The sequence below is a fragment of the Kibdelosporangium phytohabitans genome (assembly GCF_001302585.1).
In the GTDB taxonomy this organism is placed as follows: Bacteria; Actinomycetota; Actinomycetes; order Mycobacteriales; family Pseudonocardiaceae; genus Kibdelosporangium; species Kibdelosporangium phytohabitans.
Window position 1 is genome coordinate 9,753,810 of sequence record NZ_CP012752.1, and the last position, 13,443, is coordinate 9,767,252.

Consider the following 13,443-nt stretch of genomic DNA (forward strand, 5'->3'; position numbering starts at 1 on the left):
CCACCGACTGTCCAGCCATTGCGCCCGAATGTTTGGGCCACCGACTGTCCGACGGCATCAACAGTCCGGCCGCACCGGATTGTCGGACCCCACCGGTAACCCGAAATAAGGGCAACCCCGGCGACGCGGCTTGTTGGACCTCGTCTTCATTCGCCAGTGTCGGTATTCAATCTCGCACACTCAGTATTCGGCGTTCAATCTCGCGTACTCAGTGTTCGACATTCCGACCCGACACTCAGCCCGCGCCGCCCTGTATTCAGGGTTCCGCTTTCACACTGGCGAGTAACGCCCACCCCTGCGTTCAGCATTCAACGTTCAGCCCCTTAACACCCACCGCCTGCACTCAGCGTCGCGCGTCCAGAGCCAACACACCGTCTGCATTCAGCGTTATGAGTGCAAACCCGCATCGAGCAACGCTCCACCGCCTGCATTCAGTGTTCAGCATCAGGCCCCGACACCTCGGCCCCCGCCGCTCGCCGCTCGCCCTGCATTCAGCATTCAGCATTCAGTGTTCACGTCTGACATCACACCCCCACCGGCCTGCATTCAGAGTTCAGTGTTCGGCGTTGGATGCGGTGCTTTCTTTTTCGGCGGCGGCTACCAGGTCGTCGTAGTACTTCTGCTGCGACGGGTAGTAGTCGTCAAAGCTGGGCAGCGGTTCGCCCTCGCGGGACGCGATCAGCATGTCGAGGTAGAACTCCCAGCCCGGACCCGTGCTGCCGACGATGTCGGTGCGCTCGACGTGCTGGATCAGGTTGAGCTCAGTAACCCCGGCACTGTGCGACAACCGGGCTTCCATGTGCCAGACGCCGTGCGCGTCCGGCTCGGTCGAGATGGCCAGCCTGGTCGGCGCTTCGCAAAGGTCGATGTGGATGTCCATCCACGGCTGGCCTTCTTCGTGCAGCATCTGGACTTTCGCCGTGCTGCCGGTTCCTCCTCGTCCTTCCCATGGGCCGAACCAGCGGCTGGTTCGCGACGACTCCGTCAGGCTTGCCCAGACGTCGTCGATCGGCGCTTTCAAGGTCCTGGTCAGCACCAGGTCGTAGCCCTTATCCGTCGGAACCAGTTTTCCGGTCGGGATTGGTTTCACGGTCCGCTCTCCGTTCGCGTCGGGTTCGGTAGACCTCGGTTTCCAGCGCGTCCAGTCGCTGTTCCCAGACGGCCGCGGGCATGGTCAGTTCGGCCAACCACGCCTTGAGCTCGTCGAGTGCGGTCGGGTCGAGTGCGTATACCCGTTGCCGTCCAACGGTTTCGTCACGCACCAGCCCGCTTTCCCGCAGCACGCGCAGGTGACGGCTGATCGCGGGGCGGGTGATCGCGAATCGGTCCGCGATCACCCCGGCCGGCAGCGGTCCGGCACGCAGCATCTCGAGGATCTGCCTGCGCACCGGGTCCGCTATCGCGCCCGCGACGAGGTCAACCACAGCGGAAGCGTAACCAATGGGTTACACGTCCGTCAATGCCCGGGCGAACTCGGACACCTGTTCCGGTGAGACGAAGTAGTGCGGCGAAGCCCTGACCACCGCGTCGATACCCCGGCGTGTCATGTCGTACCGAGTCGACGAGGAGTACGAGCAGGACACCGCAATCCCCTTGTCCCACAACCGGTCTCGCACTTCCTCCACGGATCGGCCCGCTTTCGTGAAGCTCACGATCCCGCTCTTGTCGCCGCCCAGGTCGTGCAGTGTCACGCCGGGAATCCCGGCCAGCAGCGACCTCGCCAGCGAGGCGTTCGCCGACACGGCGGCGGTGATCTCGGAAATCCCCAGGCGCAGGGCGTATTTGGCCGCCGCGATCAAGCCGAGGCGTTCGGCCACCCCGTACTCCCACAACTCGAACGCCCGCGCACCCTGGGCGACAGTGAAGGTGTCCGAGTCCTCCCACACGGCTGCCTTGCCGTCGATCAACCGGGGCCGCAGCCCGGTCTGGTCACGGATCACGAGCACGCCCGTGCCTCGCGGGCCGCGCAGCCATTTCCGGCCGGTTCCGGAGATCACGTCCACGCCCAGCGCGGCCGCGTCGACAGGCAACTGGCCGATCGACTGGCAGGCGTCCAGCAGCACCAGCGCGCCGACCGAGTGTGCGGCTTCCACCACCGGTTCGATCGGGTTCACCAGGCCGCCGTTGGTCGGCACGTGCACCAGCGACACCAGCCGGACGCGCGAGTCCAGCATGTCCCGCAGCGCGTCCACGTCCACGCGGCCCGACGGGTCCGACGGGATCCGTTCGATCTTGATCCCCAGGTTCAGCAGGCCCAGCGCGTTGCTGTGGTACTCGACTTCGGTGACCAGTACGCGGTCGCCGGGTGACAGGGACATCGCGTCGACAGCCGCGAGCCACGACCGTGTCGCGCTGTCGGTGAACGCCACCTCGTGGGGCTCGCAGCCGAGCAGTTCCGCGAACACCGCGTATCCCTCTTCGAGGTCTTCCGCGCGCTCGGCCGCGGCACGGTAGCCGCCTACTTCGGCTTCACGTCGTAAATGCGCCTGGACCTCGTCCAGCACCTGCCGTGGCGGCAGTGACGAGCCCGCGTTGTCGAGGAAAACCAGGTCACGGCAGCCGGGGGTGTCAGCGCGTATTGCGTCAAGGTCGATCACATAGTGCAAGCTACCTGGGTTGCCAACGGGACAGATTCCACCAAGCGCCCCAGGTGGGGTCCTGGCTGTCGGCGTCGACCACGGCCTGGTATCCGGTCCAGTTGCGGCGCAGGACGTACGTGTGCTCGAGACCGACAAGCACGACCATGGTGGGGGCTTCGATGTACGTGCGCTGCAGCTTGCGGTATTCGGCGACGCGTTGCGCCGGGTCTGTCATCGCCCTGGCCGCGTTCAGTGACGTGGTGATCTTGGGATCCGCGGACCGCATCAGCGGGTACAGGGCCAGGTCGGGGTCGAACGGGTCGCCCGAGCCGATCACCGCGGCTTCGCCCGTCGCCGCGGCGCCCACCCGTGTCTGGACCTTGACGCCTACCGCGTCCGCGTCGGCAGCGAAGGATGTGGCGAGGTCACGGGCGACCGTGTCACCGGCGGGGTATGCGAGCACGAACTGTGCCGGAACACCGTTCTTGGTGCGAATACCGTTCGAGCCGGTGACCCACCCGCCTGAGTCGAGCAGCGACTTGGCGGTCGGCACGTCGTAGGAGAACTTCGCCGTCGGCTCGTAGAACTCCGCCAGCACAGGCGACAGCGGTGTGAAGGCTTCGATGCCGTGTCCCGCAATTGGACCGTCGATCATCGACTTGCGGTTCACGGCGTAGTTCAACGCCAGCCGGATGTGCGCGTCGGCCGTAACCGCGTTGCCCACAGGCATCTGGATCGCCCGCACGGCCGCGCTGCGCTGGCGCAGGACCGCGAACACATCGGACTGCTCGAACGATTTCGCCTGTGCGGGTGGCAGTGCCGCGCTGTCCAGCTTGCCATCCTTGATCCGCTTCACCCTGGCGTCGTCGTCGGGCACGAACTCGACAGTCACCTTCGAGACCGTCGGTGCGCCGCCGAAGTAGGACGTGTTGGCGCGCAACGTCAAACTGGTGCCACGTTGCCAGTTCTCCACCTGGTACGGCCCGGTGCCGACAGGTTTCAACTCGGCCACCGGCCCGGGCTGCGCCAGCGTCTCGCTGGGCACGATCCCGAGCGCCAGCAGGTCGAGGAACGGCGCGTACGGCTGGGAGAGGTCGAACCGCACCGTGCTGCCGACCGGGACCGTCCGCGGTGGCGGCACGGCCCGGCTCGACGACGACGGCGGCACGGTTGTCGTGGTCGTCGCCGGCGGCGGTGTGACGTCCGTGATCGCTGTGATCATGCTGTAGCGGTCACGCAACGGTGAGTCGTACGCGGCATCCAGCAGCGCGCGGTATGTGGCGACGACGTCCTGGCCGTCGAACGCGCTGCCGTCGTGGAACCGCACGTCACCGCGGAGTTTCACGGTCCACGACTTCCCGTCGGGCGACGGCGTCGGCATTTCGACGGCCAGCGCCGTGCGCAGGCCCGAGTCCGCCTGGTGCTCCAGCAGGCCGTCGTACACCTGGGCGGCACCGTTTTTGCCGTATCCCGCCAACGGGTGCACGTTGGCGGGTTCGGACGGCACCGCGAGCACGAGGGCGGTGCTGTCCGTGCTGCCGGAGGCGGTCGGCGTCGGCGCTGCCGTGCAGCCGACCAGCCCGAGGACGGTACAGAGCGCGCCAGAGCTCAACAGGATTCGACTACGGGGCACACTGCGCACCCTAGCGTCCCTACGAAACGGCTGCCGCGCTTTCCACCGGAGCGAGATCCATCCCGATGTCCACGATCGGCGCGGAGTGCGTCAGGCCACCGACGGCCAGGTAGTGCACTCCTGTCTCGGCGTATGCCCGTGCGACGTCGAGCGTCAGCCCGCCGGATGCTTCGAGTTCGGTCCGGCCGCCCGCGGCTTTCGCGCGCTGGACGGCTTCGGCGCACTGGTCTGGCGTGAAGTTGTCCAGCAGGACCAGTTCGACGCCGAGGCCGAGTGCCTCGTCGAGCTGGTCGAGCGTGTCCACTTCCACCTCGCACGGCAGCTTCGGCGCGTGGGCGCGAGCGGCGGTGAACGCGGCTGTGATCGAACCGGCGGCGAGCACGTGGTTGTCCTTGATCAGCACGGCGTCGCCGAGGCCGAGCCGGTGGTTGCTGCCGCCGCCCATGCGCACGGCGTGCTTTTCCAGCAGCCGCATGCCCGGTGTGGTCTTGCGGGTGTCCCGGATCACGCAGCCGGTGCCGTCGACCGCGTCCACCCATTCGCGGGTGAGCGTGGCGACGCCGGACAGGTGCGAGACCAGGTTCAACGCTGTGCGCTCGGCCGTGAGCAGGCCCCGCAGCGAGCCGCGGACGACCAGGACGGGTTCGCCGGGCACCAGGCGTGTGCTGTCCTGAACAGCCGTCAGGATCTCCAGATCGGACAGGCGGCGGTGGAAAACACCCAGCGCGACCTCGATGCCCGCGAGCACACCGGGTTTACGCGGGGTGATCGCCGCCGTGCCGACCGCGTCGGCGGGCACTGTGGCCTCGGTGGTCACGTCCGGGCCGTAGCGGAGGTCCTCGGCGAGCGCGCGGTCCACGACGCCCAGTGCCTCGGCTGTCTCCTGTTCGTTCACGCCGCGCTCCTCAGTGGGGTCGGTGCGGCCAGCACGGGCTGACCGGACGGGTTGAGCCGGACCGCGAGGCTGTGCTGCCACGCCGGGTCGGTGTCGGGGTAGTCGGTTCGCACGTGGCAGCCGCGGCTTTCGGTACGCGCCGACGCCGCCGCGATCAGTGCCCGTGCGACCAATGTCAGCGCCGCGTCCTCGACGCGTTGCTTCGTCTTGAGCAGTGTGTCCACAGCGGACACGTCGAGTACCGAGCCGACGACCGCGAGGCCTTCGGCGTCCCGGCCGATCCCGGCGTACCGGCTCATCACGCGCTGCAGCACGTCCCGGTCGGCGACCGGGGCCGTCGGCAGCGGCGCCTTGCCGGCCGCGCGCGGGTCGGCCAGCAGGCACGCCGCGATGTCCGCCGCGATCGCCCGTGCCGCACGGGCACCGACGACGAGTCCTTCGAGCAAACTGTTGGACGCCAGCCGGTTGGCGCCGTGCAGGCCGGTCCTGGCGACCTCACCGACAGCGTAGAGCCCGATGACACCGGTCCGTCCATCTACTGTGGACGCGACGCCGCCGCACGCGAAGTGCGCGGCGGGCGAGACCGGGATCGGGTCGGCCGACGGGTCCACGCCGATCGACCGGCACGCCGCCAGCACGGTGGGGAAGCGCCGCCGGAACAGCTCGGCGTCCAGATGGGTTGCGTCGAGGTAGACGTGGTCGCCCACCCCGCCCGGTTCTGTCGCCATGCGGCGGGTGATCGCCGCGGACACCACGTCACGCGGCGCGAGGTCCTCCAGCGGATGCACGCCCTTCATCACGCGCTCGCCCAGCGCGTCGACGAGGACCGCGCCTTCCCCACGTACAGCCTCGGTCACCAGTGGGCACCGGCCGCGCGCACCCGGGCCCGTGTACAGGACGGTCGGGTGGAACTGCACGAACTCAACGTCCGCGGCCGGGGCACCGGCCCGCAGCGCCAATGCCAGGCCGTCGGCCGTCGCCACTTCGGGATTCGACGTCGCCTGGTACAGCTGGCCCAGGCCACCGGTGGCCAGCAGTACCGCGGGCGCGCTCACGACGCCCGGCACGCCGTTGGGGTCAAGGACGAGCAGGCCGACGACCGCGCCGGTCGCGGTGCGGACCGTGTCGACCGCGATGTGGTTGTCCAGCAACGGCACACGGCCGTCCTGCGCCGCGGACAGCAGTGCACGCTCGATCTCCGCGCCCGTCGCGTCGCCTCCGGCGTGCACGACGCGGAACGCGCTGTGGCCGCCTTCCCTGGTCCGGGCCAGTTTCCCGTCCGTACCGGGGTCGAAGACAGCGCCGAGCGCGCGCAGGCGCGTCACGGCGTCCGCACCGTCGGCCAGGATCGCGGCCACCGCGTCGTCCGCGCAGAGGCCGGCGCCTGCCACCAGCGTGTCGTCGATGTGCGCGGCGACGGAGTCGCCTTCGTCGTGCTCGCCCGGCAGGACGACGGCGACGCCGCCCTGTGCCCAGCGCGTGTTGCCCGCACTGGCTGCCGCCTTGGTGATGACCAGGACCCGGAGGCCGAGGTCACGGGCCTCCAGTGCGGCGGTCAGCCCGGCGACGCCGGTCCCGGCCACGATGACGTCGGCGCGAGCCTCCCAGCGGGGGCTCATTCCCCACCGCCGGGCTGGCCGATCTCGATCATCCGCTGCACCGAGGCGCGCGCACGGGCGGCCGTGTCGAGGTCGACGTGCACCTCGTCCTTGTTCTCCCGCAGACTGCGCAGCAGCGCGGCCGGGGTGATCATCTTCATGTAGCGGCACGAGGCCCGGTCGTTGACCGCGCGGAAGTCGATCTCCGGTGCGGCCCTGCGCAGCTGGTGCAGCATCCCGATCTCGGTGGCCACCAGTACCGAGGTCGCGTTGGTCGCCTTGGCTTCCTTGACCATGTCGCCGGTCGACAGGATCTTGACCTGCTCCGGCGGCACGATCCCCTCACCGGCCAGGTACAGCGCGGAGGTGGCGCAGCCGCACTCCGGGTGCACGAACAGGTCCGCCGTCGGGTTCGCCGCCGCCCGCTCGGCCAGTTCGGGGCCGTTGATCGCGGCGTGCACGTGGCACTCGCCGGCCCAGATGTGGATGTTGTCGCGGCCGGTGACGCGCTTGACGTGGGCGCCGAGGAACTGGTCCGGGCAGAACAGCACCTCCTTGTCGGCCGGGATCGAGGCGACCACGTCGACCGCGTTGGACGAGGTGCAGCAGATGTCGGTCTCCGCCTTCACCTCGGCGGTGGTGTTCACATAGGACACGACGACCGCGCCGGGGTGTTGTGCCTTCCACTCCCGCAGGTCCGCGCCGGTGATCGAGTCGGCGAGGGAGCACCCCGCGCGCTCGTCCGGGATCAGCACGGTCTTGGACGGCGCGAGGATCTTGGCTGTCTCGGCCATGAAGTGCACGCCGCAGAACACGATCGTGGACGCGTCGCTTTCGGCGGCGATCCGCGACAGCGCCAGCGAGTCACCAGTAAAGTCCGCGATGTCCTGGATCTCGGGAAGCTGGTAGTTGTGCGCGAGCAGGACGGCGTCGCGCTGCTCGACCAAGCGCCGTACTTCGTCCCGCCAAGCCGCGTCCGGCTCGACCCCGCTGTAAGGAGTCAGTGTTGCCGTCATCAGGTCCTCCTAGCTCAGGGTTTCCAGTCCCGAGGTTTTCGCCTAAGGATCGAAAACATGCCTGATGCTACCACCGCGCCACCCCTGCTCGGCCATGAGGTTTTGGCCGCGGTCCTGCAAGTGAGAGACGGATCACTCCAGGTCCTGCTGTGGGAAAGGGCCCAGGAGCCCGATGTGCACCGCTGGGCGCTGCCCGGCGGCATGCTCCGCCTCGACGAGGACATCGAGCACTCGATCCGGCGCCAGCTGAAGGAAAAAGTCGATGTGAGACAACTCGCACACGTCGAGCAGCTGGCCGTCTTCTCCGCTCCCGACCGCGTGCCCGGACCTCGTCTGGTCGCGTCGGCGTTCCTCGGGCTCGTGCCGTCCGACAACGACCCCGAAGTGCCGCCGGACACCCGCTGGCACCCGGTGGACGACCTGCCCACGACCGCTTTCGACCACGAGTCGATCGTGCGGCGGGCCCAGCACCGGCTGCGCTCGAAGCTGTCGTACACCAACATCGGCTTCGCGCTGGCCCCGCCCGCGTTCACCATGTCCGAACTGCGGGAGATCTACTCGGCGGCGCTCGGGTACAGCGTGTCGTCGACGAACCTGCAGCGAGTGCTGTCCAGGCGTGGACTGCTGGAACCAACTGGGGAAACGACGAAGCCGGGCCGGGCGGGCGGCCGTCCGGCCGCGCTGTTCCACTTCACTGTGCGTGGCATGCAGGTCACCGACGAGTTCGCCGTTCTGCGCCCGCCCGCTGCGAAAACCCGGTGATGCCCGTACTTTGACTGGTGTGCCCGCGACGCTTCCGCTGTTTCCCCTGCAGACAGTGCTGCTGCCGGGCGCGAACCTGCCCCTGCACGTCTTCGAGCCGCGCTACCGGCAGCTGACCGTCGACCTGGTCACCGGGACCGTGCCGGAGAAGCGCTTCGGCGTGATCGCGATGAAGGCACCGGTCGCCGAGGAAGTCGACAAGGTGGACCAGCTGCTGCCGATCGGGTGTTCGGCGGTCCTGCGGCAGGCCACCCGCCTGCCCGACGGCCGCTACGACATCATCACCACCGGTGAGCGGCGGTTCCGGCTGCTGGACCTCGACTCGACGAGCGCGCCGTACCTCATCGGCACCGTCGACTGGATCCCGGACACCAGGACACCGCCCGCGATGGCCGAGCGGATCGGCTCACTGGCCGACTCGGCACGAGCGGCATATCGCCGTTACTGCGACACCGCTTGGGAAAAGGGCGACTGGGACGAGCCCGCGGACGACACCGACCCGGCCGACCTGGCGCACCTGCTGGCCGCCGACGCCCTGCTGCCGATCGAGGACCGCCAGGCCCTGCTCGAGGAAACCAGGGCGGCGCACCGGCTGCGGATGGTCTACTCGCTGCTCACGCGAGAAGCGGGGATCATCGCGGCGCTGCGCGCTGTCCCCGCTCCCGCATCGGCGTTCGCCACGAAGATGAACCTCAACTAGTTTTCGGCGCGGCCCGCATGCCGACGTAGCAGTAGTCGTGGCCGTCCAGTTCGGCGAACACCACCGGCATCGCGCCTTCGCTGAACGACGGACCGGCACCGCCCGCGGCCCACACCGTCTCGGAGACGGGCACCATGTCGGACTCGATCGTCGGCGCCAGGCCCTTCATCCCGTCGACGAACTCGTAGGTGAGGTGCGCGTTCTCGTCGACCGTGATCACGACGCCCTCTCGCCTGTACGTCCCCGCGTACTTGCCGATCGTGACCGCGGGTGGCTGCGCGGGCGCCGCGAACGGCTCCGGCAGCGTGATCCCGGCCAGTTCGGCGAACAGCTCGCTGAACAACGAGTAGTAGAGCTGACGCGCGCCACCGCCGTTGGTGGTCAACGCGATCGCAACGCCCGAGTCCGGGATCACCCGCAGGTACGCGTACTGGCCCACGGCGGCGCCGTCGTGGCCGTAGCCGAATCGGCCGTCCCAGTCGTACAGCGTCCAGCCCAGGCCCCAGCCGTCCGCGCTGACTGTCCACTTGTCCGGTACGTCGACCACGCGCTTCTGCATGGCCGCGACGGTTTCCGGCTCCAGCACGCCGGCACCGCCGTCCAGGTGCGCCTTGGCGAACCGGACGATGTCGCCCGCGGACGCGATGACCCTGGCGCCCGGTCCGGCCGAGCGTGGGAGCAGATCCCACGCGGGCGCCGGGTCCGGGTACGCGCCGGGCTCGCCGAGGTGGGACATGGCGGCCCGGAAGCTCAGCGCCTCCTCCGGGAGGGTCATCGAGTGCGTCAGGCCGAGCGGCTGGAACACCCGCTCCCGCAGGGCCTGGTCCCAGGTCTGGCAGGTCAGCACCTCGGCGATCCGGCCGAGGACGGCCATCCCGACACTGCTGTAGGACACCGCGACCCCGGGCGGGCAGTCCAGCGCCACGTCCTCGGCGGCTTCGACGTACTTGGCCAGGCAGTCGTCGCCGCGGCCGGTGTCGTGGACGAAGTCACACGTCAAACCGCTGGTGTGGCTGAGCAACTGGCGCGGTGTGATGACCCTCGCCGCGTGCGGGTCGGCGGTGGTGAACTCGGGCAGCACGTCCACGACCGGGGCGTCCAGGTCGAGCTTGCCTTCCTCGGCCAGCGTCATCACGAGAGTCGCGGTGTAGACCTTGGCGATCGACCCGAGCTGGTACACCGAGTCCGGCGTGGCCTCGACGCCGGTTGCCCTGTGCAGGACACCGCTTGCCAGTTCGTGGATCTCGCCGTCGGCCAGGATCGCCAGCCCGGCGCCGGGGACGCGGTGCTCCGCGCGCAGGTCGTCGAGCCGCTGCTGCCAGTGTGCGGTGTTCATGTCCTGGTTTCCTTCGCGTGGTGACGAGTCGTCAGTGGACGACGGCGGGCTGCTCGGCGGCGGTGTCGTCGGTCTTCTTGTCCCGCATGACGATCAGGGCGAGCGCCGAGGCGACCAGCACGGCGATCCCGCTGATCACGAAGGTGGTGGACATCGCGTCGGTGAAGGCGGTCCGTGCGGTGCCGGCGAGGCCGGGAACGCGGATGGCGTCACCGAAGGACGCGGGCGAACCGGCGGGCATCTCCGTGGCGAAGGCGCCGCTGAGGATGCTGCCCAGCGCGGCCACGCCGAGCGCGGCACCCAGCTGCTGGATGGTGTCGTTGAGCGCCGAGCCGACACCGGCCTGCTCCGCCGGGACCGTGCCCATCAGCGCGGCGATCGCGGCGGGCATCGCCAGGCCGCCACCGGCGCCGAGCACGAACAGGGCCGTGCCGATGCCCACGAATCCCGAGTCCGCCGAGAGCGTGGCGAGGAAGAAGAACGAACCGGCGATCACGGCCAGGCCGACGCACGCCATCAGCCTGTTGCCCAGTTTCTGGCCGAGCGTGGCGCCGAGGCCGTTGAACAGCAGCGAACCGACGGCCATCGGCAGGAACGCGAGACCGGCCTCGGTCGGCGTGAAGCCGAGCACGAACTGCAGGTACTGGGTGACCACGACCATCAGGCCGCCGTTGCCGATCTGCACGAGCGTCAACGAGAAGCTGCCGCCGCTGAAGTTGCGGGCCTTGAACAGCTTGAGCGGGACCATGGGCGACGGGGTGCGCTTCTCCCAGAGCACGAACGCGGTCAGGCTCACGACGGCGACCGCCAGCGGGACGAGCACCTCGGCGTCGGTGAACGAGTACTTGGGCAGCTCGATGATCGTCCAGACGAACGCGGTCATCCCGGCGGCGGACAGCAGCGCGCCCAGCGGGTCCGGCTTCTGCCACGGGCCCTTGGACTCCGGCATCAGCGCGATCGCGGCGACGATGGCCAGCACGGCGATCGGCACGTTGATCAGGAACACCGCGCCCCACCAGAACCACGCGATCAGCGCACCGCCCAGCACCGGACCACCGACGAAGCCGACCGTCGCGGCGGCGCTCCACACGGCCATGGCCTTGGGGCGTTCCTTGTCGTCGAAGACCGTGATCAGGATGGACAACGTGCTGGGCATGATCAACGCACCGCCGACGCCCATCACCGTCCGCGCGATGATCAGCTGGGCCGGGTCGGCGGCGAAGGCCGCCAGCAGTGACGAGGTACCGAACAGCACCAGGCCGATGATCATGATCTTCCGGCGGCCGAACCGGTCGCCGAGGCTGCCCGAGGTGAGCAGCAGCCCGGCGAAGACGAGGATGTAGGAATCCAGGATCCACTGGATGTCCTGCGGGCCCGCGCCGATGTCCTCGCTCAGCGGCGGGACCGCCACGGTCAGCACCATGTTGTCGATGACCAGCACCAATGTGCTGAGCACCAGTACCACCAAGATCCACCAGCGGCGTGGGTTCCGCTCCTGCATCCGACTCAGTCCCCTCGGTTTGCGTACGTTGTTCCGTGGATGCGCACACTGTACGCACACTGCGAACGCTGATGCAAGAGCGCACATCGTGCGCTACCGTGAACACATGAACAGCGACATCCCGTCCGTGTGGGCGCGGCCGAAGAAGAACCGCGACCAGCCGGCCCTGAGCCAGCACCAGATCGTCAGCGAGGCCATCGCACTGCTGGACACCGAGGGCCTGGACGCGCTGAGCATGCGCAACCTGGGCAAACGCCTCAACGCGGGCGCGACCTCGCTCTACCGGCATGTGGCCAACAAGGACGAGCTGATCGAGCTGGCGATCGACGAGGTACACGGCGAGATCGAGGTGCCGCCCGCCGACGGGACCGACTGGCGGGCAGGCGTCACCGGCTGCGCGCACAGCAGCCTCGCGATGATCAACAACCACCCGTGGGTGGCGTCGGTCCTCGGCCAGATCGGCCTGTCCTACCTGGGACCGAACGTGATGCGGATGAGCGACGGCATGCTCGCGCTGTTCGAGAAGGGCGGCTTCAGCCTGGCCGAAAGCGACCTCGCGCTGCGTGCCGTGCAGGCCTACGTGATCGGCTCCGGGGTCGGCGTCGCCGCGTGGCAGACGTCGTTGGCCCGCAGCGGCCTGAGCAACGAGCAGTGGGCGGAACGGATCCAGCCGATCGTCCTCGCGGCGGCCGCTCCCTACCCCCGGCTCACCGCGTCAATCGAAGCGGCGGCAGCGAACACCGTGGAGGTCATGTTCACCCACGGACTCGACGCGGTACTCGACGGCCTGGTGGCCAAGCGCAGCCGCGGCTAGCCCAGACGGCGGCCTAGGTCGTCCATCCCGTTCCACGCGGCCAGAACGCCGTACGCCAGCGCTGTGGCCAGCGGCTGGGCCAGGATCACCCAGACGGACTCCAGCGTCGGGGGGACCGTGACCTGGTCACCGACGTTCGTCGCCGACGGCACGTCGTAGATCCACCCGGTGAACATCCCGGTCATCAAGGTGGCCAGATATGCCGCGCCCAGGGAACCCAGCACAGCGGCGATCATCGTGACCGGTCCGCGGCGTTCCCGCATGAACCACACGGCCACGCCGACGACCAGCCCGGCGCCCAGCCCCAGCAGCACGAACACCGCGATCGAGTCGAAGCGGTGGTAGCTCTCGGCGGTCAACGGGATCGGGCCGCGCACCGTGACCTGCTTGAGCTGGCTCGGCGCGAGCTGCGCCCACAGCCATGCCAGCGGGACACCGACCAGGCTCACCAGCGACAGCACGCTGATCGCGGGCAGCAGATCGGCTTTGATCACTACGCGTGACCTCGGCTGGGGCGGGAGGTGGTACGGCATGCCGTACGGCGGGTAGAGCGGAACCTCCGATGGCGCATTCCGTTGCTGCGCCTCGACGGGCTGTTCCGCCACAGCC

13 protein-coding genes are annotated in these 13,443 nt (G+C 68.9%); 3 read left to right on the forward strand and 10 right to left on the reverse strand.

Annotation, left to right across the window (positions count from 1 at the left end; all coding sequences use genetic code 11):
- Positions 1–553: 553 nt before the first annotated feature.
- The 7 genes from AOZ06_RS43460 to nadA are packed head-to-tail and all read right to left on the reverse strand — an operon-like array spanning position 554 to position 7,721.
- Positions 554–1,090 carry an SRPBCC family protein gene (locus tag AOZ06_RS43460; protein WP_054294702.1) on the reverse strand — a complete coding sequence of 179 codons (537 nt, stop codon included), beginning with the start codon at positions 1,088–1,090 and terminating at the stop codon, positions 554–556.
- Complete coding sequence (locus AOZ06_RS43465) at positions 1,050–1,424, reverse strand: metalloregulator ArsR/SmtB family transcription factor (RefSeq protein WP_236951926.1); 375 nt, start codon at positions 1,422–1,424, stop codon at positions 1,050–1,052. The genes AOZ06_RS43460 and AOZ06_RS43465 overlap by 41 nt, the downstream gene beginning before the upstream one ends.
- A gap of 21 nt (positions 1,425–1,445) precedes the next feature.
- A complete protein-coding gene (locus AOZ06_RS43470; protein ID WP_054297356.1) occupies positions 1,446–2,597 on the reverse strand; it encodes an aminotransferase class V-fold PLP-dependent enzyme in 1,152 nt (383 codons plus the stop codon).
- 10 nt (positions 2,598–2,607) lie between these two features.
- Positions 2,608–4,212 (reverse strand): ABC transporter substrate-binding protein, encoded by a 1,605-nt coding sequence (locus AOZ06_RS43475; protein ID WP_063810571.1) that lies wholly within the window; start codon positions 4,210–4,212, stop codon positions 2,608–2,610.
- 19 nt (positions 4,213–4,231) lie between these two features.
- Positions 4,232–5,107, reverse strand: coding sequence for a carboxylating nicotinate-nucleotide diphosphorylase (gene nadC / locus AOZ06_RS43480; protein ID WP_054294704.1), 876 nt, complete (start codon positions 5,105–5,107; stop codon positions 4,232–4,234).
- Positions 5,104–6,726 carry an L-aspartate oxidase gene (locus tag AOZ06_RS43485; RefSeq protein WP_083472326.1) on the reverse strand — a complete coding sequence of 541 codons (1,623 nt, stop codon included), beginning with the start codon at positions 6,724–6,726 and terminating at the stop codon, positions 5,104–5,106. Before AOZ06_RS43485 ends, nadC begins: the two co-directional genes overlap by 4 nt.
- Positions 6,723–7,721: a quinolinate synthase NadA gene (gene nadA, locus AOZ06_RS43490; RefSeq protein ID WP_054294705.1), complete on the reverse strand. Its 999-nt coding sequence runs from the start codon at positions 7,719–7,721 to the stop codon at positions 6,723–6,725. The genes AOZ06_RS43485 and nadA overlap by 4 nt, the downstream gene beginning before the upstream one ends.
- 57 nt (positions 7,722–7,778) lie before the next feature.
- Here nadA and AOZ06_RS43495 point away from each other — a divergent pair, with 57 nt between their 5' ends.
- Together AOZ06_RS43495 and AOZ06_RS43500 are read left to right on the forward strand one after the other, a co-directional pair.
- The gene (locus AOZ06_RS43495) at positions 7,779–8,483 is read left to right on the forward strand and encodes an NUDIX hydrolase (protein WP_179950780.1); all 705 of its coding nucleotides are present in this window, start codon (positions 7,779–7,781) and stop codon (positions 8,481–8,483) included.
- 19 nt (positions 8,484–8,502) lie between these two features.
- A complete protein-coding gene (locus AOZ06_RS43500) occupies positions 8,503–9,183 on the forward strand; it encodes an LON peptidase substrate-binding domain-containing protein (RefSeq protein WP_157233568.1) in 681 nt (226 codons plus the stop codon).
- On the opposite strand, the gene AOZ06_RS43505 is transcribed toward AOZ06_RS43500, so the two are convergent.
- Positions 9,176–10,519: a serine hydrolase domain-containing protein gene (locus AOZ06_RS43505; RefSeq protein ID WP_054294707.1), complete on the reverse strand. Its 1,344-nt coding sequence runs from the start codon at positions 10,517–10,519 to the stop codon at positions 9,176–9,178. The genes AOZ06_RS43500 and AOZ06_RS43505 overlap by 8 nt on opposite strands.
- A 31-nt stretch (positions 10,520–10,550) precedes the next feature.
- Positions 10,551–12,020, reverse strand: a complete 1,470-nt coding sequence (locus AOZ06_RS43510) for an MFS transporter (RefSeq protein ID WP_054294708.1) — start codon at positions 12,018–12,020, stop codon at positions 10,551–10,553.
- A 106-nt stretch (positions 12,021–12,126) separates the two neighbouring features.
- On the opposite strand from AOZ06_RS43510, the gene AOZ06_RS43515 reads away from it, so the two are divergent.
- Positions 12,127–12,834, forward strand: a complete 708-nt coding sequence (locus tag AOZ06_RS43515; RefSeq protein ID WP_054294709.1) for a TetR/AcrR family transcriptional regulator — start codon at positions 12,127–12,129, stop codon at positions 12,832–12,834.
- On the opposite strand, the gene AOZ06_RS43520 is transcribed toward AOZ06_RS43515, so the two are convergent.
- Positions 12,831–13,439, reverse strand: coding sequence for a DUF2567 domain-containing protein (locus AOZ06_RS43520; RefSeq protein ID WP_054294710.1), 609 nt, complete (start codon positions 13,437–13,439; stop codon positions 12,831–12,833). The genes AOZ06_RS43515 and AOZ06_RS43520 overlap by 4 nt on opposite strands.
- Between the last annotated feature and the right edge of the window lie 4 nt (positions 13,440–13,443).